The organism is bacterium, assembly GCA_021372535.1.
In the GTDB taxonomy this organism is placed as follows: Bacteria; Latescibacterota; Latescibacteria; order Latescibacterales; family Latescibacteraceae; genus JAFGMP01.
Genome location: JAJFUH010000112.1, coordinates 24,403 through 51,394, shown reverse-complemented (window position 1 = coordinate 51,394; position 26,992 = coordinate 24,403). Strand labels below are relative to the sequence as shown.

Below are 26,992 nucleotides of genomic sequence, written 5' to 3'. Positions count from 1 at the left end.
ATGACTGGGAAAATATTGCACCCCTTTCTGACTTGAAAATACTTACGTATCAAGTTTTTGAAAGAAAAACATTGACATCGATGGTTTATAATTCAATATTTTTTCAGAGCCTGTATCTTTCTCAATAAATGTATAATCCGAATCTACTGTTCCCTGAAATAGCGGGGTCGTATGTTTTGCGATAAATGCGGAACAGAAAACAGGGATGAAGCAGAGTTTTGTACCAACTGCGGCGAAAAACTCCCCAGGGAGATCACTCCCGGAAAACCGTCGGGGGCTCAGGAAAAAACCTCACAGAACGGGGAAGGGGATTACATCGAGCGGTTCAAGGCCGCGGTCTCGCACCGGTACAGAATTATCCGTGAACTAGGCAGGGGAGGCATGGCAATTGTTTTTCTTGCCGAGGACAGCCGTCTCGAACGCCTTGTCGCACTTAAACTGCTCCCGCAGGAGATGTCATACGATGAAAACTTTGCCAAACGTTTCCTGCGTGAAGCAAAAATTGCAGCCAAGCTTCTCCATCCGAACATTATACAGATTCACGATGTCGATACAAGCGGCGGATTTTACTATTATTCGATGGCTTTTATCGAGGGAGTACCCCTCGACCAGATCATCAAAAAGAGCGGGGCGCTCAAACCCCGGGTGCTTGCCCGTCTTGCGGTCATGGTCAGTTTCGCGCTCCAGCATGCCCACGAGAAGGGAGTGATCCACCGTGATATCAAACCCGAAAATATCATCGTCAATAAAAAACGGCAGCCGATCGTCGTCGATTTCGGGATAGCAAAAGCCCAGCGCAGCGCGAAGCTTTCGCAGACGGGCATGTTCATCGGCACTCCCATGTACATGAGCCCCGAGCAGATAAAGGGGGAAGAGGTTGACGGCAGGTCGGATATCTACAGTCTGGGATGCGTCCTGTACCAGATGGCGGTCGGGAAATCGCCGTTCTTCGGTCTCGATCATACCGCGCTTCTCTACAATCAGGTGAACGTGCTCCCGCCGCTGCCGGAAACCATCAACAGGGAAGTACCGAAAGAACTTTCCGCTATTATCATGAAAGCTATTGCCAAGAGTCCTGCAGACAGGTATCAATCGGCAGCCGAGCTTGGCAAGGCGCTCCATGAGCAAATCCTCGAAAACCAGCCGGAACAGTCCGAGTCGTCCGAAACCATCGCTTCTCCTCAACCCGTATACGGACAACCTGTCCCGGAAGAGGATAAAACACCTCTTGCCGAAACGGTAATACTTCCGGCTGAAGCGGTATCCGCCGGAAAGACAGTGGAAAAGCCGGGCAAGGATTCCCCCGAGGCTTCCGGAAAGCTTGGAGATACCCTCACGGGACCGGTTCAATCCAGCGCGGGGAAAGCGGCAGGAAAACCACAGAAAGAGAAGAAACGCGCTTCCATGCTGATGTATGCTCTCCTGTCGCTGGGCATGATCGGAGTTGTTCTGGGGGCGCTCTACTATGTTATTCCGCAGGGGAAGAAATCATCGCCGCCGGTAACGGCATCTTCGGGCGGTACCAAATCTCAGACGGAACCACTGCAAAAAACCGGTGAAACTCCCGCCGGGGAACAGACGAAACCGTCATCGGATAGTTCGCCTCAGGTAAAAAAGGACAGCGAAAAAAAACCGGAACGCATGTTGCCTTCCGCGGAAAAACAGCAGGAAACGGTAAAAACGCAGCAACAGCCGCCCGTTTCCGCTTCACCGGCACAAAAAACCCCGGAGAAAAAACCGGAAACTTTATCGACCCGGACCGAGGAAAAATCTCCGGCTGAATCACGCCCGGCTTCATCGTCATCCCCTGTGCGCACCGATGAGAAAAAACCCGTGGAAAAACCGGAAGATAAGGCTCCTCAAAAAACCACTGCACCGCCAGCAAAAACCAGGAATCAAGCGACGGATCAGCCCGTTGCGGTTCTCGTGAAACCGGAAATCAAGCCCGAAAAACAGGAAACAAAACCGAAGGAAACGGTCGCGCTTGTCTGGATACGGATTCCTGCCGGTACGTTCATGATGGGTGATTCCCAGGGCGATATCGAGGAGCAGCTGCAGGTCCGGCCGGTACACAGGGTAACCGTATCGGCTTTCGAAATGTCCCGTGATGAGATAACCGTGGTGCAGTATGCGGCATTTCTCAAGGCAACCGGTCACGCGGAGCCTCCATCATGGGGAAGCCAGCAGGCTCGTCCCGACCGTCCCGTTGTATTCGTATCGTGGTCCGATGCGGCCGCATTCGCACAATGGGCCGGCGCCCGTCTCCCGACCGAGGCCGAATGGGAATATGCCGCGCGCGGCGGGCTGGAGGGTAAACTGTACCCATGGGGCGACGAATCTCCCGAAAAACGCGCCAATTTCGGGAACGACTGGAATAACGGGACAGGCTGGCGGACATCACTGACCAGAGCAGGCACATTTCCTCCCAATCAGTTCGGTCTGAACGATATGGCGGGAAATGTGTGGGAATGGTGCGCCGACTGGTTCGGACCGTATCAATCCGGGCTTGTGGTGAATCCCGCGGGAGCTTCGCAGGGACCAGGGCGTGTTGTTCGGGGAGGCGGATGGAATTCGAATGCCAAGCTTATCAGGAACTCGATACGGGGACCGCATCCTCCCGATTACACGGGACCGCACACGGGATTCCGTCTGGCGCGGGGTGGGAAACAGCGATGATTACTGCTTTTTGAATTGAGCCGTGATGACGGTGATGTTATCGGCTCCGCCGGCATCATTTGCCGCATTGATAAGCCGCTTGCACATTTCTTCGACAGTTTTCGACGATTTCACGATGGCGAAAATCAGGTCTTCGTGAATCATTTCCCATAATCCGTCCGAACACAAAATAAGCGTATCGTCATTGGCTATGGTATGCCAGACAAAGTCGGGACCCTTATCGGTCAGATTCCCCACACACCGTGTGATTCGGTTTCTCATGGGATGGGTGCGGATATCATCTTCCTGTATGACACCGGAATTGACAAGTTCCATGACAACAGAATGATCGTTCGTTATACGCTGGATGCTTCCTTTTTCCTTAGATGAAGGCTGAAAGTCATCGGTGATTTTCTGTAAGATTGCGGTTGCGGCATTTGTATCGACTTTCGGAACATCGGGCCGTGACGAGGCAGGAGAATCCTGATTTTTCTGAGTGACGATATACGCGCGTGAGTCACCCACAAATCCTATAAGAAGACGGTCGCCGAGATGGAGAGCGGCCATTATGGTCGTTCCCATCCCTCTGAGATCGGGATTTTTACGGGTACGTTCTTTTATTGTTGCATCGGCATTCCAGATGGCGTCGTTAAATGCTTTCCGTATCTGGTCGTCCGAAACATACACTGTTCCCCTGAGTTTTTTTGATATCTCTTCTACCGCAAGCTGGCTTGCAACTTCACCCGCCGCGGCTCCGCCCATACCATCCGCCACGATAAGCAATGATTTATCAGTTAAATACGTATCTTCATTATTTGTTCTGGACATGCCGGTGTCTGTCAAACCCGCGGTTGTCATGGTAACCATTCTATGGTTTCTCCTGAAAAGGAAATCGTGCTCAATTTCGTGAATATCAGCCTTTTATTAACAGGTATATGATAAGCGCGAGGCTGATAATGATTATGCCGAGATAAATCGGGTTAAAATTCTTTTGGGCGGCAGCGGGTGCGACGGTTTTTAACGGTATTACCGGTTCTTCGATTTTTTCGGCAACAACCGGCTCGGGGGGCTTATCAAGGAAACTCCGGTCAATTTTACCGACCATGGTGGATTGAACACTCGTTTTCAGTTTCAACTCGTATTGTAACACGGTTTCTCCCAGCTTGATCGTATCGCCATTCTCGAGGGTGAAACCGCTGCCCCTGCCTTTTGGAACGACTTTCCCGGAAACTTCTGTCCCATGGGTGCTCATATCGGTAATAAAAACACGTGTATAATCCGCCGTGATCCTGAGTATTGCGTGGTTTCGCGACACAGCCAGATCCGGTATTACCATATCGCTGTTTTCGGCGCGTCCGATGTTGATTGGAGATTGTGTGAATACTTTCTGGGTTCCGACAAATGACGGATCGGGCGATTCAAGGCAACTCAGTGTGATACGCCAGTCTTCTTCCATAGTGGTTACTCCAAAAATAAATGAATTTATTAGCGTACTTTTTCATATGGAACTATATTTTTTATATTTATGCTTGTCAAGCTTTTTCTTTATGCTTTATATTAGAAACAGTCTGAAAATCCTGATAATAAATCCCTTAAATATTCCGTAATGCTGTCAGCCGACATCCTGAAGCGACGTTATACATGCCCGTAATGGCAATAAATCAAAGCATTTTTTACATCGCTCTCGTGAAAAGGTGGTTTCGGCGTTCTTTTAACAACACATACCGGTTGACAATTTCACAAATAAACGGATATATTGAAATATCTTTTTTAACGTCAATTTCTTAAAAAACGGTACAGGCAGTCATGTATTTATTTATTCTGAATGGCGAAAAAGAGGGTACACGGACAACCCTGATACCCGGCACATACAGCATCGGCCGTTCCTCCGAATCAAATATTGTTTTACCCGATGATAAATATATATCGGGTACCCACGCCGTGCTGGAGGTAGCTGAAGACGGGGTGATTACCCTTCAGGACAGTAAAAGCAAGAACGGCACGTTTCTTCTTGGCGATCCGGTCACCGCTCCCGTAGTGGTCAATCCGGGAGATATTTTCAGACTCGGGCATACGTTTCTGAAAGTGTCGCGGCGCACCGAAGAGCGGTTTGCCGAACCCGATTCCGCGATGGAAACAACACCCGAAGCAATCGTCGTTATCGATATGGTCGGTTCCTCGAATATCGCCCAGCTTGTCGGTGACCGTATCGCCAGTAAAGTGAAAAATACTCTGCTGCTCTGTCTGAAAAAAAATCTCAAGGAAAATCCCGCGGAATTCATAAAAAATACCGGTGACGGTTTCATGCTCGTTTTCAGCAAGGTTAAACCCGCGGTCAATCTGGCTATCGGCTTTTTAACCGACCTGAAGGAACAGAAATCATCCGCCGGAATCCGTGTCCGGATCGGTATCAATTACGGCGAGACTTTCAAGCTTCCCGATGGTGACCGCCGGGGTATGGCTGTCGATATGGCTTTTCGCGTCGAATCGGTTAAAATCGACGATATGCATCAAACGGTTATGGGTATTAAAAAGGACGACATGCCAAGATCGGACCGTATCTTCATCGCGGAAACGGTGCAAAAAATGATTTCGAACGATACCCAGATAAAAACCCGGTGTATCGGCTTTTTCGATTTAAAAGGATTCACCGGAAGGCATAAACTGTTTGAGGTACTTGTCTGATAATCAGTCAGGATTATCCGTGCGAACCGGGGAATAAAGCATGTATCTGTTGAATATGCCGAACTGTTTCACGGATAAATAAATTCTGGCATGAACGGCACATCGTATTATTGATAGTGCTATCAAATTGTTAAATAATGAATTATTACGTTTCCTGACTGTGCGTTATAAAAAAAACTATTAAAACTCATAAAATATTATTTTTTTGCTTTTTGACGTTTTTTATATATTTTATCAATACAGGTTCAAGATAACGGAAACCGGATTTTTTCTGAATCAGGGGGTGAATATTTCCTATGGCTGAGGCGCGAATCGGCAATCTTCTTGTCAAGGACAAGAAAATATCGGTGCAGCAGCTTGAGGATGCACTCAAGCGGCAGCGGGAAAAGGGCGGAAACCTTGGCGGTAACCTGATTGAGCTCGGATATGTTAACGAACATGATCTTTACAGCGCGCTTGCCAAGCAGCTGGGCATAAAAATCGTCGAGCTGAAGCTCGATGAGATCGACGAGGATGTTGTCAATATCATACCCGCTGAAGTAGCGATCAAATTTCAGGTCATTGCCTTTTCCCGTGACGGGAAAACACTCAAGGTGGCAATATCCGATCCCACCAATATGTTCGCCCTTGATTCGATAAAGCTCATCACCGGATATAAAATTGAACCGTTTATAGCAACCGAAAGCTCGATTCGTACTATTATTGACAAGATATATAAAACAACCGAGGAAATGTCGAGCATTCTCAGTGATTTCGAGGGCTCGGATCTCGAGGTCGTCGAGGAAACCGAGGAGGAGGTCGAGGGTGTCCATGCCGACGACGCGCCGTTGGTACGTCTCGTAAACTCCATCCTCGTCGATGCGGTCAAGAAGGGTGTATCGGACATCCACATCGAGCCTTTCGAAAAAGAGGTCCGTGTCAGATTCCGTCTCGATGGTGTTTTGCAGGAAATGCCTCCACTTCCCAATAAACTCAAAGCCGCGGTTATATCGAGAGTCAAGATTATGAGCGATCTCGATATATCCGAGCGCCGCGTTCCCCAGGACGGCCGTATTAAAATCCGTATGCCCTCAAAATCTGTCGAGTTCCGTGTATCGACACTCCCGACGCTGTTTGGTGAAAAGATCGTCATGCGTATTCTCGACCAGGGCAATCTTACCCTTGACCTCACAACATTCGGTTTCACTGAGAAAGCATTACACGATTTTTTGCATGCTATCGAATCGCCGTACGGTATGGTTCTGGTAACGGGGCCGACCGGTTCGGGAAAAACCACCACGCTTTATTCGGCGCTGAGCCATATCAATCAGATTGGTGTCAACATTATGACAGCGGAAGACCCTGTGGAATATAATCTTTACGGTATCAATCAGGTTCTTGTCCGTACCGAGGTGGGCATGACTTTTGCCGCGGCGCTCAAGGCGTTTCTCCGCCAGGACCCCAATATCATCATGATCGGCGAGATTCGTGATATCGATACCGGCAGTATCGCAGTGAAAGCAGCCCTGACCGGACACCTTGTGCTTTCCACTCTCCATACCAACGACGCGCCGAGCACGGTTACCCGTATGATCGATATGGGAATAGCGCCATTCCAGATAGCATCGGCGGTAAACCTCATTCAGGCGCAGCGGCTTTTACGCCGTCTCTGCAAGGAATGTAAAAAACCCATTAAAGTGCCCGAAGAGCTTCACAAAGAACTGAATATAACTAAAGATGACGTCATATACGGACCTGTCGGCTGTCCGAAATGCAACGGGACCGGCAAAAAAGGAAGAATCGGCGCCTATGAAGTCATGCTGATGACCCCCACGCTCAGACAGGTTGTTCTGGATGGCGGTTCGACAGCCGACATCAGGGATCAGGCTATCAAGGACGGTATGCTTACGCTTCGTATGGATGCGATTCTCAAGATGAAACAGGGAATAGTCGATTATGAAGAAGTGATTCGTGAGACAATGACCGCATAAACAGGGAAAATCGGATCGGAACGACAACACTCACCGGGCGGGATAAACCGAAATGCCGGATTTCTTATACGAAGGTAAAGCAAGAGGCGGTAAAGGAGTAAAGGGGGAAATTTCCGCCGCCAGCCAGGAGGAAGTCTACAAATTACTCCGGTCAAAGGGCATTATCGTTACAAAAGTCAAGAAAAAATCAGGTGGATTCAGTTTACAGATCGGCACCGGAGTACAAGCCGAGGACATCACCAATTTTGCCCGTCAGTTTTCCGCGATGATCTCCGCGGGTCTTCCGCTTATACAGTGTCTGAACATTCTTTCCGAACAGTCGGAAAACCCGAACTTTAAAAAGGTTCTCATTTCCGTAACCGAAAGCGTCGAGTCAGGGAATTCACTTGCCGACAGCCTGGCAAAACATCCGAAAGTATTTCCCGAATTATTTGTCAATATGATCGCTGCCGGCGAAATCGGCGGTATCCTCGATACAATCCTGCTGCGTCTCGCTTCGTTTCTCGAAAAAGCGGCGGCTCTCAACCGTAAAATCAAAGGCGCAATGATGTATCCCATCATTATTTCGATTGTAGCAGTCGGCGCCGTAGCAGCACTTCTGATTTTTGTCATCCCGGTATTTACGAAGATGTTCCTCGATGCAGGCGCGAAACTTCCCGCACCTACCCAGATAGTTGTCAATATGTCAAATTTCATGAAAACACCGAAAAAAATACTTCCCATTGTCGCGGTAATAGTCGCCGCTTTCACAGCGTTCATCAAATACCGGAAAACCCCGAAAGGCCGTTTCAATACCGATAAAATGGTACTGAAAATCCCTGCCCTCGGAGACCTGGCTAAAAAAAGCGCAGTTGCCCAGTTTTCACGGACACTCGGAACCCTTCTCTCGAGTGGTGTATCAATTCTCGAAGCCCTCGAAATTACCGCAAAAACAGCCTCGAACATGGTTATTCGCCGGGCATTGCAGAGCATGATTACGGCGATTTCCGAAGGAAAAACCATTACCGAGCCGATGAAGGAAACCAATGTTTTCCCGCCCATGGTTATCCAGATGGTTGCAGTGGGGGAGGAATCGGGTGGTCTGGATCAGATGCTCAACAAAATTGCCGACTTTTATGACGAAGAAGTGAATGCGGCGGTCGAGACTCTGACAGGTCTCATGGAACCTATAATCATCGTCATTCTTGCGGTTATTATGGGCGGCGTGCTCATCGCTATGTACATGCCGATGTTCAGTATGATCGATGCGGTACAGGGTTAATGATGAAATTGCTGTTCGGACGCCGGCCATTCATACTGTTTTCATCCCATACATGTGGGTAATGTCGTTATGAACGCTCAGCATATCTGACGGCTTTCATTTGTCCGATATATTGTGCGATATTGCCGGATGACAGATACCGGCGCGGAGGTTGCATGAAAAGAATTGCAGTATTTGCCAACCAGAAAGGTGGAGTAGGTAAAACCACCTGTACGGTTAATATAGGATTCGAGCTTGCCCGGAAAGGCCGTTCTGTTCTCCTTATAGACCTCGATCCCCAGGGTAACCTGACATCATGGTGCGGAAGCGATCCCGATTCGTTCGAGCGGACCGTATATGATGTCATCAGAGGGACCGCGGTGATCGAGGATGTTATCGCGCCTATTCACAAAAATGTTTGGCTCGTGCCATCCAATATCCTGCTCGCTTCCATCGAACGCGAGATTTTTGCGGCTATCGGATATGAACGCCGACTGAAAAAAGCGCTTGAACCCGTGACCGAACGGTTTAACCACATTCTCATCGATTGCCCGCCTTCCCTCGGCGCGCTCACGGTGAACGGCCTTGTGGCAAGCGACGAGGTCTATATAACAGTGGCCTGCGAACACCTGAGCGTCATCGGAACCAACAAGCTGCTCGAAACCATCGATGCGGTTCGTGATAATTACAATGCACGGCTTCAAATCGGCCGTGTGATACCGACCATGTATTCCAATACGGTGCTTGCGGGCGAAATGGTGAAACAGCTTCACTCCTTTTTCGGTGACACGCTTGCAAAAACGAAGATACGGCGGAACGTCAAAATAGGTGAAAGCTCCGCAATGGGTCAGAGTATCATGGAATACGATCCTGACAGTATCGGCGCGCAGGATTTCCGGAATCTTGTCGAGGAGCTTGTATGACCCCGGGACGGTTTAAAAGCAGGGATGACTACTTTACGAAGCGGTCGGATTTAGCCCGGACAATAATCGAAAAAAAGCCCCAAAAGAAGCACAAGGGCGCATCCGAATCCTCCATTCCTGCGGATATCATGATTGATGTGTTCTGCCGGACGGTCGATACGTTCGAGATCGAGGGAGAAGGCCGTTTCGAGCGGACTGAAATCTCCCTGGACGAGGCTGTCGCTCAGCATTGCGCCGGAGATATCACGGTCAGAGTCAATCCGCTTTCCAAATCCGGTAAAACCTCGTGGAGTGTGGTCAAATTCATTCTTTCCGACCAGCTCGATCATCCGTTTACCAAGGCAAAACAGTTTGCCGGGGAATTACAGGGGAAAAATATTCCGTCCCTCATCGAGGTAACCGAAGGCGGCAAGGGTGAATATCATCTCTGGATATTCTACACTGAACCGGTGGATGGGCGATCTGCCGCCCATGCACTAGGAACATTCGGCAGAAACATTTTCGGATTCGGTCTCGATACGGCGCCCGCTGAATCAGGCGATGTCTTTGTGGCTCTTCCGCTTCAGGGGGAATCGCTCCTGTTCCAGCGCCGTGTATTCGTCAATGCTGTCGGAAAAATGATCAAGGATCAGCCTGCCGCTCTGCTGAACATCGAGCGTACTCCGCGCGAAACTTTCGATGCATTCATCAAGGAAATGTCGGGCACGGCCGGAATAACTCCCGCCGCCGTGAAACAAACAGTACCCGAAACCCGTATCGAAAAGAAATCCCCTGCACAGGAAATTATAGCGGAAAAAACCGTAAAACCTGAAATTATCGCTGTTCCGGCAGAAAAAGAAAAGCCACGGGAACGCGAAAAACCCGCGCCGGCGCCGAAAACTGCGGTTACACGTCCCTCTTTCCCTCAAACCGGGACGATGAAAATACTCATGTTTCAGGCCGGAAAAGAATCATATGGAATCGCTGCGGACGAACTCGATTCGATTACTGATTCTTCGGGCATATCCCCGGTTTCGTCTGAAACGGCTTATCCCGGGGGAATATCTCATATAACGGACAAAAATCTCCCTGTTTTTGATATGGGAGTGCTCCTCGGTTCCGGGAAACTCGCCATTACTCCTCAATCCCGTATCCTCGTCCTGAAAGGGGCCAACACCAGAACCGGACTGCTCGTGAGCTCCGTCTCACGGTTTCTTTCCGCGACGGTATCGGAGAACGCACAATCCTCCGGAAAAGAGCCGATTTTGGGGCACGCGGTTGAAATTGACGGCGGTACGGAACCGCTGTACTGTGTCAACACGAAGTATTTCAGTGATATTGCTGCGGGAACAGCAGAGAAGGCTGACACCCGTGAATCCCGGGATGACAGGAGATACGTTATCGCCGTGGTTGACGATGTGTATTACGGCTTTCCGGCTGATACGGTAAAGGAGATTCTTCATTCGTCGCTTCTGCCGGGCATGCAGGGCACGGACAAGCTTCCCGCAAACGTCCTCCGGTACGGCGAGACAGTCATTCACCTTGTCGATATCGCGAAAAAACCGGGATCACGCGCCGCGAAACGCCCACGGGAACCGCTGAAAGAGCGCATAATCGTGCTCACGGGGAAGAATCGCATCACCGGCACCCGTGTCGATAGTGTTATCGGTATCAGAGTACTCCCGCACGGCACCATCACATCCGCGACGGAACAGCCTCCGGTCGCGGGTTATGCTCCTCTGCAGGATACCAACCGTATCGTGATGGTTGTCGATACGGAAAAAATCGTGTAATGCCTGCTATTCCCCGTTTTGATCCGTCCATTGACTGTATCGCCTCCATTCCTCCTCGAAATGAGGCGTGAAACAGCCGCTGCCGAGCAATGACCCGATGGTGGCTACATCAAACGGGCACACTTCCTCGATTTCCTGTCCGTGGAATCTGACCGTCCCTTCCCATGTACACCGGAAGGTAAAGACAAGCTCACGTTCGATATCGGTCTCCATTATATATGTGTACAGGCACTCAAAAGCGGTTCCGGTGATTCCCAGTTCCTCTTCGGCTTCACGAATGAGAGCGTCTTCGGGCATCTCCCCGGACATGATATGGCCTCCGACCGATGTATCCCATTTCCCGGGCTCTATATCCTTGTCCTGCGAGCGTTTCTGAAGGTACAGCCTCCCGCATGTGTCGAATACGAGCACATGAACGACCCGGTGCAGATAGCGTGTTCCGCTGTGACATTCCTGACGGGAAGCGCAGCCGGTTATATTTCCTTCATCATCGAGAATATCGAAAAATTCCATGGAGAACCTTTTCACCGGGCCAGGTAATATGAATTATTGTAAATTTATAAAAACAATATAAATAATATCTTATAATTTTTCAAAACTTTACGTTTTCGTATGGTATTATTAAAAATTGTCCATTTTATATAATACGGCAAACCGGTGAGCATTTCAACAAAATCGTTGATTTTGAATGATTTCTTAACCATATTATATATCTTACAGGAGAATGTTTCATGGAAACCGATTATACCATCGATACTGTCGGTAAATTCTGCCCGGTGCCGATCATCGAAACATCCAACAGGCTCAAGGAAATGATGGCAGGGGAGACCCTGACCGTTATCTCCGATGACGAAGGCATAAAAAACGATATGCCGAGCTGGTGTGCGATGACCGGTAATGAATTTCTCGGCATGTCCGAGAAAAACGGCGAAATCAGCGTGTATATCCGGAAAGGTGCCCGATGAGACCGGTCGACCGTCTGTTGTTCGGAACAGCGGGAACACCGGAATCGGCACAACCCCGTGATTCGGTGACTGCCTGTAAGCGTCTGCGTGAACTCGGACTCGACTGCATGGAGCTCGAGTACGTTCGCGGAACCTTTCCGGGTGAAGACAAAGCCCGTGAAATTGCCGCCGCCGCCCGTGAGAACGGCATACGTCTTTCCGCGCACGGCCCTTATTTTATCAACCTCAACGCAGTCGAGCCGGAAAAGCTCGAAGCATCGAGGAGACGTATCATCAACACAGCCCGCTTCGGCGGGTTGAGCGGCGCAGAGAGTATTACGTTTCATGCGGGCTTCATGCTCAAACAGACGCCTGAAACGGTGTATGGAACGATACGAAAGGAGCTCGAAGGGCTTTGTGATGCTGTCCGCTCCTTTGATGAATCGATAGATATTCGTCCCGAATTGACCGGTAAACCGACACAATTCGGTTCTCTCGATGAGATTCTGTCTCTTTCGAAAGAGCTCGATGGAATACATCCCTGTATCGACTGGGCGCATCTTTTTGCCCGGAGCGGTGAATTCAATACCGCGCGGGAATTTCAAACGGTGATCGACACTATCCGATCTGTGCTCGGCGATCACGAGCTCAAACGTATGCATATGCATATTTCGGGCATCGAATTCGGCGCAAAAGGGGAGAAGAAACACCTCAACCTCGATGAGTCGGACCTGAATTATCGCGATCTGCTCAGAGTATTGAAAGACAACGGCGTGTGTGGATTTCTTGTGTGTGAGAGCCCGTCGCTCGAAAAAGATGCCTTACTGATGAAAAACTGGTATGAGAAACTATGACCATGTCCGCATTTTACCCTGAAAACGAAAACCAATGGACGGCAATCGCCACAGCGATACATGATTCGGACAGGATATTTCTTTCAACCCATGTCAATCCTGACGGTGATGCGGTCGGCAGCGTGATGGCGTTTGCCGTTTTCCTGAAAGGAATGGGAAAAAAAATCCGGATTATCAACGAATCATCCACACCCGATCTGTACCGGTTTCTCGACCCTCATGGCATCATCGAATCATACGGACTGACCAGATTACCGGAAAACAGCCCGGTTAAAGGCGACCTTGTCGTTGTTCTCGATCTCGGAAATTACGCGCGGCTGGGGCATATCAGAGAATTCCTTATCGACAATGACGCGATAAAAGCAGTAATTGACCATCATCAGCCCGAACAGATCGAGGCTGACATTCTCGCCCTCAATACCCGTGCGTGTTCGACCGGCTCCCTTGTCTACGATCTGCTGTGTCATATTGACAGATCGATTATAAACAAGCAGATAGCAGAAGCGCTCATTACTGCGATCGTAAGCGACACCGGATTTTTCCGGTACAGCAATACCACGGCAACGACTCACCGGATAGCATCGGAGCTCTACGAATATAACATAAACGTTCCGAATATACGACGGCATATGGAATCGGGACAACTGTTCTGCCGTCAGAAACTGCTTGGACTGACACTTTCAGAGATTCGCATAACACCATGCAGGAGAATAGTATACTCGGTAATTACCCGTGAAATGTTCGAACAGGCAGGCGCCAGCCGCGAGCATACGGAAGGTATAATCGAACAGTTGCGTATCATCCGGGATATCAAGATAGCTTTTCTCGTAATCCAGGAAGGGACCGACCTGTTTAAAGCGAGCTTCCGTACGGCCGATTCGATTCCGGCAAACGAAATCGCGTCTCTCCTCGGAGGAGGCGGACATCCCAAAGCTGCCGGGGCAAGCATGAACGGTACGCTCGATGCAGTCGTTACCCGTGTTCTGGACGCTTCGGCATCGGTTCTCAATAAAAGGGATTCATAACATGGTAAAACCCGATTCATGGATACGCAGGATGTCGCTGGAACACGGCATGATCGAACCATTTGCGGAGGGTGAAACACGGCCGGGGAAAATCTCGTACGGGCTCTCCTCATACGGATACGATATGCGTGTTTCCGATACATTCAAGATATTTTCCGGCACCGGCGCCATCGATCCGAAAATATTGACACACGCGATGTTCAGCGACATTATCTGTGACATTCTCGAAATGGAGCCCGGGTCGACCGCGCTCGGCCAGTCGGTTGAGTATTTCAGGATTCCGCGCGATGTGATCACCATTACGTTCGGGAAATCGACATACGCCCGCTGCGGAGTTGTTGTCAATGTCACACCCTTCGAGCCGGAATGGGAGGGATTTGTCACCATCTCGATTATCAACACCAACAGTCATCCCGTCCGGATTTATGCGCATGAAGGTATAGCCCAGGTGCTCTTTTTGGGCGGAGATGGTCCATGTGATATCTCGTACGCAGACAAGAAGGGGAAATATCAGGCTCAACAGAATATCACCATATCGAAAATCGACAGCACATCATAAGTTCTTGATTATTACGTCAATCACACTGTGAGTAAAGGTCATTATGAAGGTCGGAATAGGCATCGATATCGGTTCGGTAAGTATAAAAGCTGCGGTTATCGTGAATAAAGAGGATAAAGCCGTATTACGGAAAATGGCGTCTCACAAAGAGTTTTTCTCCTTCGACACGGAACAGGATAATGCAGCGTTTGCAGTCGTTCTGTCACGATACCAGCGGATCAAGGGACAGCCCCTTGTTGCGGCCCAGACTATTCTTGATTCCATCATGGAATTTCTGGACGGCGGCGAACTGCATCTCACGGTAACCGGCTCAGGCGGCAAGCTTGCGGGAACATATTACAATGTCCCCGTTATCAATGAATTTGCCGCCATTGTCGAAGCTGTGAACCATTTCCACCCGGATGTCCGGACCATTTTCGAAATGGGGGGAGAAACATCACGGTATATCCTTCTAGGGAAAGATACCTCCAACGGTACTCTCAACATTATCGATTACGGCAACAACGGCGACTGTGCGGCGGGAACGGGAGCGTTTGTAGACCAGCAGGCATCGAGGCTCAAGTTCCGCATAGAGGAAATCGGCACGGTTGTGGAAAAGGCATCCAAAGCCGCTCAGATTGCGGGAAGGTGCTCGGTTTTTGCAAAATCGGACATGATACACGCCCAGCAGCGCGGGTATCAGCCCGATGAAGTGCTCAAGGGTCTCTGCAATGCCGTTTCACGTAATTTCAAGAGCGTAATCTGCCGCAGCAAGAAAGTAACGCCGCCGGTACTGTTTATCGGCGGTGTGGCTATGAATTCGGGGATGCTCCAGTCGATACGGCAGATTTTCGACCTTGACGATAACGATATATATACTCCGCAGACCATGAACTGGCTCGGAGCCCTCGGATGCGCGATCAAGTCGCTCGACCAGGCGCCGGTGATGATTCAGTCTGCGAGGACTCAAACCAAGAGTTCCGTATTCCCTTCATATGATAAACTGACCCTCGATCATGTCAGATTACTCCGCGAACACGTAATACCCTTTACTTTCCCTGATACGAAGGAACCCATTCCCGCATACCTTGGCGTCGATATCGGTTCGGTCAGTACCAATCTCGTTGTAATCGATGCTCATGGCAATGTCATCAAGGAAATCTATACCCAGACAAAAGCCCGTCCCATCGAGGTTGTCAGCGAAGGCCTCAATGAAATCGGCCGTGAAATCGGCGACCGGATACAAATAAAAGGCGTCGCCACAACCGGGTCGGGCCGTGAGCTCATCGGTATTCTCATCGGCGCCGACACGATCAATGACGAGATAACCGCTCACAAGACCGGCGCTCTCCATATCAGCAGAAAAATGCTCGGGAAAGAAGTCGATACCATATTTGAAATCGGGGGCCAGGACTCGAAATACATATCCATCGAAGACGGCATCGTGGTCGATTTCACCATGAACGATGCATGCGCCGCGGGAACCGGATCGTTTCTCGAAGAACAGGCAGAGGACCTCAGCATCAGCATTATCAACGAGTTCGCGAGAATCGCGCTTTCCTCGGAACACCCGATACGGCTCGGTGAGCGATGCACGGTTTTCATGGGCAGAGACCTCTATTCATACCTCCAGCGCGGAGCGCCAAAGGCGGATTTAATCGCCGGTCTGGCCTATTCGGTGGTCTATAACTACCTCAACAGGGTGGTGCGGGACAGGAAAATCGGCAACACCATATTCTTCCAGGGCGGAACGGCATACAACGATGCTGTGGCCGCTGCTTTTGCTCGGGTCACCGGAAAAGAGATCATCGTGCCTCCCCATAACGGCGTGATGGGCGCAATAGGGGCGGCCCTGCTTGCAAAACGTAAAATGGAAGCGATCAACCTCGACTCGACATTCAAGGGATTCGATCTGACCAAAGTCCACTTTGAATTACGTGAGTTTACCTGCAAGGGATGCAGTAATTTCTGCACCGTGCAGGAATTCACGGTGGACGGAGAAAAAACCTACTGGGGTGACAAGTGCTCCGAACGCTACAGGAAACGTAAAAAAGTCTCGAAGTCGGCGGTAATCGAGGATCTCTATAAAAAACGCGAGGAACTGCTGTTCGGCAGTTATATTGAAAATGGAATGATCGGCCCCAAGGTCGGCATACCCCTGACGATGTATACGTATGACAGGCTGCCCTTCTACAACGTCTATCTTTCCGAATGCGGCTTCTGCACGGTTCTTTCGGATGCGACAAATACAACCATTTCAAACATGGGCATAGAAAGCGTTGTGGCCGAACCGTGTTATCCCCTGATTGTCGCGCATGGGCATATACGGCATCTTTTTGATAAAGGTGTGGATTATGTCTGGCTCCCGAATATCATCAATGCCGAAACGGAAACCCCCGAATATGAATCCTTTGTCTGTGTCTGGGGGATGACACTCCCGTTTGTGGCCGAACATGCTCCGGTTTTTCATCCGCACCGTGATAAAATCCTCAAGCCGACCCTCCATTTCCGCGACGGCGATAAGATGGTCAGGAATGAGCTGACGGAGTATTTCAAAAAGTACGGCATATCACGGGCTGTTTCCGAACGGGCATTCGATAAGGCGGTCAAAGCGCAACAGGAATTCAGGAGCAGCCTCAAAAAAGCGGGACGTCATGCGGTCGAACAGGTAAAGACAGCCGGAGAAAAAGCTATCGTACTGGTCGGGCGACCGTATAACATTTATGACCGGGCGATTAATCTCTCTGTCGCCGCCAAACTCGCGGGAATATACGGGATTAATGTCATTCCCATGGATTTCCTCGATTTCGAGGGAACCGATATTTCCGGATATCACCGGAACATGTACTGGAATTACGGTAAAAAGATTATACAGACGGCAATCAAGCTTTCGCAGGAAAAGCAGTTCGATATAATCTATATCACCAACTTCAAATGCGGTCCGGATTCATTTATCAAGCAGTATATCAGGAAGGCGCTGGGACGTCCATATCTGGTGCTCCAGTTCGACGGCCATTCCAATGATGCCGGGATGATGACACGGTGCGAGGCCTATCTCGATTCCAAAGGCTTTCTCAGCACCTGGGAGGGAACAAAAACATGAAAGTCGATGGCGCGCAGACACTCAAGGGAAGAACAGTCTATATTCCCCCGATGACACAGGCAGGCGCCAGACTGCTTGCCGCCGTTTTCCGCTCACAGGGAATCGAAGCCCGTATCACCCCGCCTTCCGATGCACGGACCCTCGAACTCGGAGCGATGTATTCATCGGGTGAAGAATGTTTCCCCGAAAAGATAACACTCGGCGACTTTTTAAAAATTACTGAAGCGGAAGGATTCGATCCTAAAAAAACGGCATTCATGATGCTGACTGCCAATGGTCCCTGCCGTTTCGGCCAGTACTGTCATCTGCTTGAAAAAGTATTGGCAGACCTCAACCTGAACGATGTCATCGTTTTATCTCCAACTTCCTCAAATGGATATGGCGGCATCGGGAGTATTACATTTTTCAAGAAAGCCTGGATAGCGGTGGTTGCCTCGGATATTCTGCGGAAAATGCTTTTTAAGACAAGACCGTATGAAAAAACCAAAGGAACTGCCGATGATGTCTACGAACGATCGCTTGTGGAACAGGAAAAGGCGCTGGAGAGAACCGATTTGTCGTACAGCCGTTCTGTCGCGCTGGTAAAGGAAACTCTCGTCAGGGCAAGAGACAGATTCAGGGCAATCGACGCCGATTATAAAAAGGGGAAGCCGCTTCTGGCCATAGTCGGCGAAATATACTGCCGTCACAACAGGTTTGCCAATGACAACATGATCAGAAAACTTGAAGAAAACGGCGCCGAGACATGGATCGCCGACCTCAGTGAATGGGTATTCTATACTGACTGGACCCGTATGGATAATCTGATAAAACAGAACAAACGGTTTTCGGTCGATATGGCGCTTGTCCAGATAAAAAAGAGTGTGATGAAAAAGGATGAACATAAACTTCTCGAACTTTTCCATGATGATTTCGTCGGATATGAGGAGCCATCGGATGTTTCGGAAGTGATGAATCTGGCGGAATCCTATCTCCCGCCTTCGGGGGCTCTTGGCGAGATGGCGATAAGTATAGGGAAATCAGGGTATTATTATGCAAAGGGCGTTGACGGAATTGTCGATATCAGCCCCTTTTCCTGTATGAACGGCATTGTTACCGAAGCGGTTTATCCGTCCTTCTCAAAGGATCACAACAATATCCCCTGCAGGGTATTCTATTATGATGGCGTGAACGTCGACATGGACAGGGATATCGGCATTTATATGGAACTGGTAAAAGGATATATGAGCAGAAAGAAGGTGGAAAGACGTTACAACAGGTTTTTCGAAAACCGTTAATATGTCCTTATTATTTCTCTGTTACACAACAAGATACTTTATATATGGGGTGTCATGATGTCTCAAAAGAATACCGACCCGGGAACAGAGTGGATTTTTTGCCGTGATATCAAAGGCAAATGTTCTGGACTGAATCCGAAAACAAAAGTGCTTGAAAAAAAACCGAAGGTAATTAAAATCAACGGTGAAGAAGTAAAGGGGTGGATAGTTAAAATCGTTCAGGAGCAGGGCGAAGGTCATGTGAAACTCAATTACAAAGACCTTTCAAACGAATGAATCATAAGCTCCTTCACCCGGGAGCTTTTTTTAACTTCTGAAACAGGAAAATCCCTCCAAATTACCCGATTGAAACAGGCCATGAAACCTTTGCAAAAAAGCATACTGCGCCTGATCGATGCCAGCCTTAACCGGGCTGCGGAAGGCATACGAGTGCTTGAAGATACCGCCCGTATGCTGTTCGACGATGAGGCATTGACACGAGCCGTCAAGGATATACGGCACGAACTCGCCCAGGTGGTAAAATCCGAAAAGAGCCTCGACAGCCTTCTCCTTGCATCCCGCGGGTCGGACTCAGATGTTTTACGGAGCGGAGAAACCCGGTCGGAACGCACGCGCGACGATATCCTTTCCATCGTGAAGGCAAATGCCGGCAGGACTGAGGAGGCGCTCCGAACGCTCGAGGAGTACAGCAAACTTCTTTTCCCGCACCTGTCTCATCACTTTAAAACCATCCGGTTCCGCATGTATGACATCGAACAGACCTTCGCAATCCATATCCATAAAATCCGTGTATTCAATAACGACAATCTTAAAGTATTTGTCGTTATTGACCACGATGCTCTATATGATAATGACGCGGCTGAATGCGCATTGGCAACGATTGATGCAGGCGTGGATATCATAGCATACAGCGACAATAACTCCAGTGACGGAGTATTTATGGAGCATGCGTCACCCCTCGTGGTACTCTGTAAAGAAAATAACATCCCGGTACTGATATGCGATCGTCTCGATTGCGCGTTAATGCTCGATGCGGACGGAATTCACATCGATACTTCGGATATATCGCCCGACAGATATCGTACGGTTGCCGGCCCGGGAATGCTGATCGGGTATACAGAAACGTTCGATTCCACCGATAATTATATAATTCATGATGAAGCGGATTATGCACTTGTTAAATACGTTTCCCGTGAGAAACAGAATTACGATAAAAAAAATGAATTAATACAGCAATTCGTGTATCGTGTCCGCATACCGGTTCTCGTCTATTCCGAAAATCCCGATGAAACGATGGAAATTCCCGCAATACAGGGTATCCGCGGCATTGTCTTTAAACTGAGCGCCGGGTCTATAAAAGAAATTATTGACAATATAAAAAAGCTGAAAAAACGCTGATATACCGCAAAAGCATAATGAAGACTGCTCTCTGAAAATTTCACTGCATGATTTATCGGGGAGACATGAACAAAAGATATAACGGTTTATAGTTCCAACTGATGACATATAAAGAATATTTTCCAGAATTTAGCAAAAAATCGTTGCATATCATTACTTAAATGATATATATTATATTTTCTAGGGCAGAGTGGGCTGTATCGGTGGCTCACTCTTTTAATTATATACTTCATTTTCTGTTGTGAATCTGGTTAATAAATTACTGTTTTGCAAAAAAACAGGTAGTCGGAGATCATTATATGAGTGACACCGGAATAACTCAACGATACGATATTCTTGAGGCCATCAACCAGATAGCCCGGGAGAAGAATGTCAACCGCGAACTGGTTGTTGAAACAATAAAGGCCGGTCTGTTAAGTGCTGCCAAAAAACGTTTTGGTGATACCGATAATATTACCGTGGATGTCGATTTGAACACGGGAGTTATCACCATGGAAGCAGAATGGAATGTTGTAAAAGAAGTTGAGAATCCGTTGAATGAAATTGACCTCGAACGGGCACGCGAGATTCAGCCGAAAGTGAAAATCGGCGCAAAAGTCCGTGAACCGTTGAAATTCGAGGATTTTGGACGTCACGCGATACATTCGGCAAAACAGAGCCTTATTCAGAAAGTTCGCGAGGCGGAGCGCGATAAGGTTTATGACGATTACCGTCAGCGGATCAATGAAATTGTGACCGGCTCCGTTCAACAGGTTTTGCACGGCGACATTTATATCAACCTGGGCAGAGCGGAAGCGATTCTACCCCATAAGAATCAGATACGGAGAGAGCGTTACCACCAGGGAAACACCATCAGGGCGCTGATTATTGATGTAAAACGGGATGCAAAAGGTCCTCAGATTATTTTATCCCGTACCGATCCCAAGTTCCTTGCGCGGCTCTTTGAGATAGAGGTTCCTGAAATCTATGAAGGGATCGTCGAAATAAAAGGTGTAGCGCGCAGGCCGGGTGAACGTTCCAAAATCGCAGTCATGTCATCCGACCCCCGTATCGATGCCGTAGGCGCCTGTGTTGGAATCAAAGGGTCCCGTGTCCAGGGAATCGTCAAAGAATTGAACAATGAGCGTATCGATATCATCCAGTACAGTGATGATATAGCATCGTATCTGGCCAGGGCGCTGAGCCCGGCACCCGTGCTCAGGGTCGATATCGACAGGGCGCAGGGCAAACTGACGGCGATCGTTAATGACGATCAGCTTTCCCTTGCGATAGGAAAGAACGGTTTAAATGCCGAGCTCGCGAGTAACCTGACTGGTTTGAATGTGGATATTATCAGCCAGTCGGAATTTGTCCAGAGCGAAGCCGACAAGACACGGGCAGCGGGACTTCTTATCGATTTGAAAGGTATCGGAGAAAAACTGGTCTATAAACTGAACGGTCATAATATCAATACTGTCAGGGATCTCGCGGATGCGGATGTAAACTTTATTGTTCAGATTCCCGGTGTGGGTCCAAAAACCGCCGAAAAACTTATTGCACTGGCGAAAGAGTATTTTGTCAATCGTGACGGGAAAATGAAAAATGTTGAAGCCGCGAAAGAAGACGGAGAATAAACCGGATATCTGTTACGAACCGGAGCGGAGTCAAACCATGCTGTAATCATGACAAATCCGGCGGAAACATGTTAAGAATTACCTTTTAAATATACTGGGAGGAGAATATGGAGAAAAAACGAGTGTATCAGGTTGCAAAGGAATTTCATATCTCCTCCGAAGCCCTCATGATGATGCTTCGTGATATGAAATTCGAAATAAAGAGCCATATGAGTATTATTGAAGAAAAAATGTATGAAAATATAAAGAAACAATTTGAAAAACAACATGATGCTGCATTGAAAGATATCCAGAAGAAGCAGGAAATAAGTGAGGCGATAACGAAAAAAGCACCAGGTGAAGAAGAAGCTCCCGTTGCACCGCGACGCAGGAAAAAGAGAAAAAAACCGCATAAAACCGAACAGAAGAAAACTCCCGAAACTCCCTCTGCAGAAAAATCAGCTGAAAAGAAAAAAGAGCGTACCGAGGAAAAGAAATCACGTAAAGCCCGAAAACGCCGTAAAAAAGTCGACATGGCCGCCGTACAGGACAGTTTCAAGAAAACAATGGCGAGCATGAGCACCGATACACGGTCAAAATCCAAGAAGCCCCGTTCCAAACAGGCCACCAAGGAAGAAATCCAGGAAGACCGTAATACGGTAAAGGTGAGCGAATTTGTATCGATTTCCGAGCTTGCGACGCAAATGGGGATACCCGTGAGCGCGCTCATCTCGAAGTGCATGGAGATGGGGATGATGGTTTCGCTCAACCAGCGAATCGATATGGATACGATCGAGCTCCTGGCGGAAGAATTCGGTTTTGTCGTTCAACAGCTCGGGGAATATGCCGAAGATATACTCAAAGCCCGTGAAATCGAGGAATCGAAGAAAAGCAAGAAAGTACCGAGACCGCCTGTTGTTACGGTTATGGGTCATGTTGACCACGGCAAAACATCGCTGCTCGATTATATACGGAAATCGAATGTTGCCGCAGGTGAATCCGGAGGGATTACCCAGCATATTGGCGCTTACTCCGTTATAATTCCCAGCGGGCAGAAGATCACGTTTATCGATACACCCGGCCATCATGCATTTACCGCCATGCGCGCCCGTGGTGCGCAGGTTACCGACATAGTCATTCTCGTTGTGGCGGCCGATGACAGTGTCATGCCGCAGACGATAGAAGCAATCGATCATGCAAAGGCGGCCGGTGTTCCCATTGTGATCGCCATCAATAAAATCGATCTGCCAAATGCGGATCCGGAAAAAATCAGGTCCGATCTTTCCCGTCAAAATATCCTTGTCGAGGATTGGGGCGGAAAATTTCAATGCCAGGAAATTTCGGCGAAAAAAGGTAAAAATATCGATAAACTGCTTGATAAAGTATTGCTCGAAGCCGAGATGCTCGAGCTGAAAGCCGTTGCGTCGAAGAGAGCAACCGGTGTCGTGATAGACTCGAAGCTCGATCGCGGAAGAGGGCCTCTTGCAACAGTGCTTATTCAATCCGGCACCCTGAGGATCGGCGAACCGTTTATTGCCGGTATGGTTACCGGCCGTGTCCGGGCAATGCTCGACGAGTATGGGGAACGTCTCACCAGCGTCAGCCCATCAATCCCGGTCCAGATATTCGGAATGGATGGCGTTCCGCGGGCAGGCGATAAATTGTATACCTTCGACAACGAAATCGAGGCAAAAAACATCGCCCAGAAACGCCGCATGATGAAACGCGAGCAGGATTTCAGACGTCTCAAACGTGTGACCCTGTCGGATATATATGATAAGATCAAAGACGGGGAGATGGGTGAGCTCAATCTCATTATCAAGGCGGATGTCGATGGATCGATGGAAGCGCTTTCAGATTCGCTTACACAGATTTCCCATCCCGAGGTTCGTGTAAGGGTAATTCATCAGGCTGTAGGCGGAATCAACGAAAATGACGTGCTGCTTGCCGCCGCTTCGGGAGCGATCATCATCGGTTTCCATGTCCGTCCCTCGGCAGCTGCACGCTCACTCGCCGAGAGCGAAGATGTTGAAATCAAACTCTATGAGATCATTTATGAGGTTATCGATGATGTCAGGAAAGCGCTGAGCGGGCTTTTAAAACCCACCATTACGGAAAAGATTACGGGAAGCGCGGAAATTCGCGATGTATTCAAACTGCCCCGCGTAGGATATATTGCCGGCTGTTATGTTACCAACGGGATTATCAAACGCAATGCAAAAGTACGGCTTATCCGCGACAGTATCGAAATCTTTAAAGGATCCATATCTTCGCTCAAGCGCTTCAAGGACGATGTGTCCGAGGTTTCCCAGGGTTATGAATGCGGCATCGGCATCGACGGTTACAATGACCTTAAGGTCGGTGATAACCTCGAGATAATCGAGATTCTCGAAGAGTCGAGAAAAATATAGGGGAATAATGCTCCGTGGTCATCGGCGTTTTACGAATCGAACTCTTTATACCGGAAAGCGGCTCCCTGAAAACGAAGCGATTTGCCATTAAAAGCATCAAGGACAGGTTGCGGAGCCGGTACAATATTTCGGTAGCTGAAGTAGATAATACCGATAAATGGCAGCGGGCTTCCATTGGTGTTGCCGCGGTATCGAACGATGCGACATTTACCGAGAGTGTTCTGAGAAAGGCCCTTGATCTCGTATACGGCGATCACCGGGTCGAGGTTATTGATTCACGAATCGATTATTATTGAAAGCAGACGTTCCCTGTGAAACGATTTAACAGAACCGACAGAGTATCGCAGCTCATTCACCGTGAAGTATCCATCATTATCGACCGTGAAATGAAAGATCACCGTATCGGAATGGTGACGGTAACGAGTGTGGATGTCAGCAAGGACCTCAGGCATGCGAACGTATATGTGAGCGTTCTCGGTGATACCGAAGCCGTACAGTCGTCTCTCGATGCCCTTAACGATGCTGCGGGATTTATCCGTATGTCTCTCGGAACACGGGTAATTTTAAAATATCTTCCCGAGCTGACATTCCGGTATGATTCATCGCTGATAGACGGAATGAAGATGGATAAACTTATCGAGCAGGCCAAAAACAAACAGTGATTGATATAAATGGAATACTTGTTGTAGACAAGCCGCAAGGCTGGACTTCGCATGATGTTGTACAAAAAACCCGTAATTTACTGGGAGGCGTGAAAGTAGGACATACCGGCACTCTTGATCCGAATGCGACCGGCGTTCTTGTGCTTCTTATCGGTGCGGCAACAAAAAGCGCATATCTCTTTGCCGATGACCGGAAACGATATCGCGCAGAGATAACATTCGGACTGGCCACCGATACCCATGACTGTGACGGTGTAACCACGGCGACCGGGAATCCAGAAAAGGTCGATCGAAAAAATCTGGCAGAAATCATCGCGGGTTTTACGGGCGAATCGGAACAGATACCCCCCATGTATTCAGCGGTAAAAGTAAACGGCAAAAAACTGTATCAGATTGCCCGCAAAGGTGAAACGGTCGAGCGGAAACCGCGGACAATCAATATAGAATCGATTCAAACGGATATGTCGCTCTACCCGAAGATAGTGCTCGATATCGTGTGTTCAAAAGGGACTTATATCCGGGTTATTGCACATCAAATCGGAGAAAAATCCGGGTGTCCGTCCCACCTGTCGGCGCTGAAGCGAATCGCATCGGGGCGTTATACTATTGATGATGCCGTTGATTTTCTTGCGATTACACAATTTCATGGTCGTGACGAAATACTGCGTTTGGTCAGGCCTGTTCCTCTTATGCCAAAGATACCATGATACTGTTGGAAGATATTCTTGATGCAGCACCGGACTGGGACTATAACACATCGATAACTGTTGGTACATTCGACGGGGTTCATATCGGGCACCGGTATATCCTGCAGGAGCTTATCAAAAACTCACGGGCGACCGGTGATAAAGCTCTTGTCGTCACCTTTGACCGTCACCCGATGTCGGTGCTGAAACCGGATTCCACGCCGAAACTGTTGACAACGCAGGAAGAAAAACTTTTTCTGTTTGAAAAACTGGGGATCGATATAACCTGTGTACTGACATTTACACGGGATATTGCCAATCTGACCACTGAACAGTTTACGAGGGATTATCTGATAAAACGCCTCAAAATGAATACATTGTTTATAGGATATGATCACGGGTTTGGAAAACGGAGTGAAAAATCACCGGAGACATTTCAGAAATTAGCCGAGGCGCTCAATTTTACCCTCAGGACGGTTAATTCTGTAGAATTTGATGGTTTAACGGTTAAAAGCTCATTGATTCGGACGCTTCTGGCCAAAGGAAACGTTGAAAAGGCGGCTGAGCTCATCGGTGAGGATTATTCATTACAGGGGAAAGTAATCCGGGGTGACGGACGGGGGAAAAAAATCGGAATTCCGACCGCTAACATCGAGCCCGGGAGTTCCGACAAGATTTTACCGGGAAAGGGAGCATATGCCGGCTGGGCGGAAATAGACGGAATACGAAAAACCGCCGTTATCAATATGGGGAGCCGACCGACCTTCAATATTCACTGTGACGCCATCGAGACACATATCATCGATTTTCAAGGTGATTTATACGGTAAAGACATACGAATAGGGTTTACACAAAAACTGAGAAACATAGTAAAATTCAATGATCAGCAGGACCTTCTACGGCAAATCAACAGCGACATTGAGACAACTAAAAAAATATATTGTCATGACAAAAGGAGAGAAAAACAAAATGGCAATCACAAAGGAACACAAACTGGAGTATGCGACAAAATTTGGTAAAACCGCTCAGGATACCGGCAATGCAAAAGTGCAGATTGCAATTCTGACTCATCGAATCAATGATCTGACCGGACATCTCAAGGTCAACACAAAAGACCATCATACCCGGCGCGGACTCATGAAACTGGTCGGAAAGAGACGTCAGCTCCTCGATTATCTCGAGCGTACGGATATCAATTCATACCGTTCGCTTATCAAAGACCTGAGCATTCGTAAATAATTTAAAAATCGGAGTTTA

General features: G+C 48.6%; 24 protein-coding genes. 21 read left to right on the top strand and 3 right to left on the bottom strand.

All coding sequences use genetic code 11. The annotated features are described in order from the left end of the window. The first annotated feature begins 171 nt into the window (after positions 1-171). On the top strand, positions 172-2,676 hold the full coding sequence (locus LLG96_10715; protein ID MCE5250678.1) for an SUMF1/EgtB/PvdO family nonheme iron enzyme: 2,505 nt from the start codon (positions 172-174) through the stop codon (positions 2,674-2,676). On the opposite strand, the gene LLG96_10710 is transcribed toward LLG96_10715, so the two are convergent. After that, positions 2,677-3,522 carry a protein phosphatase 2C domain-containing protein gene (locus LLG96_10710; protein MCE5250677.1) on the bottom strand — a complete coding sequence of 282 codons (846 nt, stop codon included), beginning with the start codon at positions 3,520-3,522 and terminating at the stop codon, positions 2,677-2,679. Positions 3,523-3,568: 46 nt separating this feature from the next. Beyond that, positions 3,569-4,111 carry an FHA domain-containing protein gene (locus LLG96_10705; protein ID MCE5250676.1) on the bottom strand — a complete coding sequence of 181 codons (543 nt, stop codon included), beginning with the start codon at positions 4,109-4,111 and terminating at the stop codon, positions 3,569-3,571. A 350-nt stretch (positions 4,112-4,461) separates the two neighbouring features. On the opposite strand from LLG96_10705, the gene LLG96_10700 reads away from it, so the two are divergent. The 5 genes from LLG96_10700 (at position 4,462) to LLG96_10680 (ending at position 11,245) form a co-directional block, all read left to right on the top strand. Then, on the top strand, positions 4,462-5,340 hold the full coding sequence (locus LLG96_10700) for an FHA domain-containing protein (protein ID MCE5250675.1): 879 nt from the start codon (positions 4,462-4,464) through the stop codon (positions 5,338-5,340). 296 nt (positions 5,341-5,636) lie between these two features. Continuing rightward, entirely contained in the window at positions 5,637-7,310 is a 1,674-nt protein-coding gene (pilB, locus tag LLG96_10695; GenBank protein ID MCE5250674.1) for a type IV-A pilus assembly ATPase PilB, read from the top strand. Positions 7,311-7,362: 52 nt separating this feature from the next. Beyond that, complete coding sequence (locus tag LLG96_10690) at positions 7,363-8,571, top strand: type II secretion system F family protein (protein MCE5250673.1); 1,209 nt, start codon at positions 7,363-7,365, stop codon at positions 8,569-8,571. 155 nt (positions 8,572-8,726) lie between these two features. Continuing rightward, entirely contained in the window at positions 8,727-9,473 is a 747-nt protein-coding gene (locus LLG96_10685) for a ParA family protein (protein MCE5250672.1), read from the top strand. After that, complete coding sequence (locus LLG96_10680; GenBank protein ID MCE5250671.1) at positions 9,470-11,245, top strand: chemotaxis protein CheW; 1,776 nt, start codon at positions 9,470-9,472, stop codon at positions 11,243-11,245. Before LLG96_10685 ends, LLG96_10680 begins: the two co-directional genes overlap by 4 nt. Positions 11,246-11,251: 6 nt before the next feature. Here LLG96_10680 and LLG96_10675 read toward each other — a convergent pair whose 3' ends face one another. Beyond that, positions 11,252-11,758 (bottom strand): NUDIX domain-containing protein, encoded by a 507-nt coding sequence (locus LLG96_10675; protein MCE5250670.1) that lies wholly within the window; start codon positions 11,756-11,758, stop codon positions 11,252-11,254. Between the two features lie 218 nt (positions 11,759-11,976). On the opposite strand from LLG96_10675, the gene LLG96_10670 reads away from it, so the two are divergent. The 15 genes from LLG96_10670 (at position 11,977) to rpsO (ending at position 26,974) form a co-directional block, all read left to right on the top strand. Further along, the gene (locus LLG96_10670; GenBank protein MCE5250669.1) at positions 11,977-12,210 is read left to right on the top strand and encodes a sulfurtransferase TusA family protein; all 234 of its coding nucleotides are present in this window, start codon (positions 11,977-11,979) and stop codon (positions 12,208-12,210) included. After that, complete coding sequence (locus LLG96_10665; GenBank protein ID MCE5250668.1) at positions 12,207-13,043, top strand: TIM barrel protein; 837 nt, start codon at positions 12,207-12,209, stop codon at positions 13,041-13,043. Before LLG96_10670 ends, LLG96_10665 begins: the two co-directional genes overlap by 4 nt. A gap of 2 nt (positions 13,044-13,045) precedes the next feature. Then, positions 13,046-14,068 carry a bifunctional oligoribonuclease/PAP phosphatase NrnA gene (locus LLG96_10660; GenBank protein MCE5250667.1) on the top strand — a complete coding sequence of 341 codons (1,023 nt, stop codon included), beginning with the start codon at positions 13,046-13,048 and terminating at the stop codon, positions 14,066-14,068. Position 14,069: 1 nt separating this feature from the next. Further along, the gene (dcd, locus tag LLG96_10655; protein MCE5250666.1) at positions 14,070-14,627 is read left to right on the top strand and encodes a dCTP deaminase; all 558 of its coding nucleotides are present in this window, start codon (positions 14,070-14,072) and stop codon (positions 14,625-14,627) included. Between the two features lie 43 nt (positions 14,628-14,670). Further along, positions 14,671-17,709 (top strand): acyl-CoA dehydratase activase, encoded by a 3,039-nt coding sequence (locus tag LLG96_10650; GenBank protein MCE5250665.1) that lies wholly within the window; start codon positions 14,671-14,673, stop codon positions 17,707-17,709. Then, the gene (locus LLG96_10645) at positions 17,706-18,986 is read left to right on the top strand and encodes a hypothetical protein (GenBank protein ID MCE5250664.1); all 1,281 of its coding nucleotides are present in this window, start codon (positions 17,706-17,708) and stop codon (positions 18,984-18,986) included. Before LLG96_10650 ends, LLG96_10645 begins: the two co-directional genes overlap by 4 nt. Positions 18,987-19,040: 54 nt before the next feature. Then, positions 19,041-19,262, top strand: a complete 222-nt coding sequence (locus tag LLG96_10640; GenBank protein ID MCE5250663.1) for a hypothetical protein — start codon at positions 19,041-19,043, stop codon at positions 19,260-19,262. Between the two features lie 81 nt (positions 19,263-19,343). Further along, positions 19,344-20,384: a thiamine phosphate synthase gene (locus tag LLG96_10635; protein MCE5250662.1), complete on the top strand. Its 1,041-nt coding sequence runs from the start codon at positions 19,344-19,346 to the stop codon at positions 20,382-20,384. A 299-nt stretch (positions 20,385-20,683) separates the two neighbouring features. Further along, positions 20,684-21,997: a transcription termination factor NusA gene (nusA, locus tag LLG96_10630; protein ID MCE5250661.1), complete on the top strand. Its 1,314-nt coding sequence runs from the start codon at positions 20,684-20,686 to the stop codon at positions 21,995-21,997. 107 nt (positions 21,998-22,104) lie between these two features. After that, complete coding sequence (infB, locus tag LLG96_10625) at positions 22,105-24,387, top strand: translation initiation factor IF-2 (GenBank protein MCE5250660.1); 2,283 nt, start codon at positions 22,105-22,107, stop codon at positions 24,385-24,387. A gap of 14 nt (positions 24,388-24,401) precedes the next feature. Then, positions 24,402-24,683, top strand: a complete 282-nt coding sequence (locus LLG96_10620; protein MCE5250659.1) for a DUF503 domain-containing protein — start codon at positions 24,402-24,404, stop codon at positions 24,681-24,683. 15 nt (positions 24,684-24,698) lie between these two features. Continuing rightward, positions 24,699-25,049, top strand: a complete 351-nt coding sequence (gene rbfA / locus LLG96_10615) for a 30S ribosome-binding factor RbfA (protein ID MCE5250658.1) — start codon at positions 24,699-24,701, stop codon at positions 25,047-25,049. Then, the gene (truB, locus tag LLG96_10610) at positions 25,046-25,756 is read left to right on the top strand and encodes a tRNA pseudouridine(55) synthase TruB (protein MCE5250657.1); all 711 of its coding nucleotides are present in this window, start codon (positions 25,046-25,048) and stop codon (positions 25,754-25,756) included. The genes rbfA and truB overlap by 4 nt, the downstream gene beginning before the upstream one ends. Further along, a complete protein-coding gene (locus LLG96_10605; protein MCE5250656.1) occupies positions 25,753-26,754 on the top strand; it encodes a bifunctional riboflavin kinase/FAD synthetase in 1,002 nt (333 codons plus the stop codon). The genes truB and LLG96_10605 overlap by 4 nt, the downstream gene beginning before the upstream one ends. Beyond that, positions 26,705-26,974, top strand: a complete 270-nt coding sequence (rpsO, locus tag LLG96_10600) for a 30S ribosomal protein S15 (GenBank protein ID MCE5250655.1) — start codon at positions 26,705-26,707, stop codon at positions 26,972-26,974. Before LLG96_10605 ends, rpsO begins: the two co-directional genes overlap by 50 nt. The last annotated feature ends 18 nt before the right edge of the window (positions 26,975-26,992 follow it).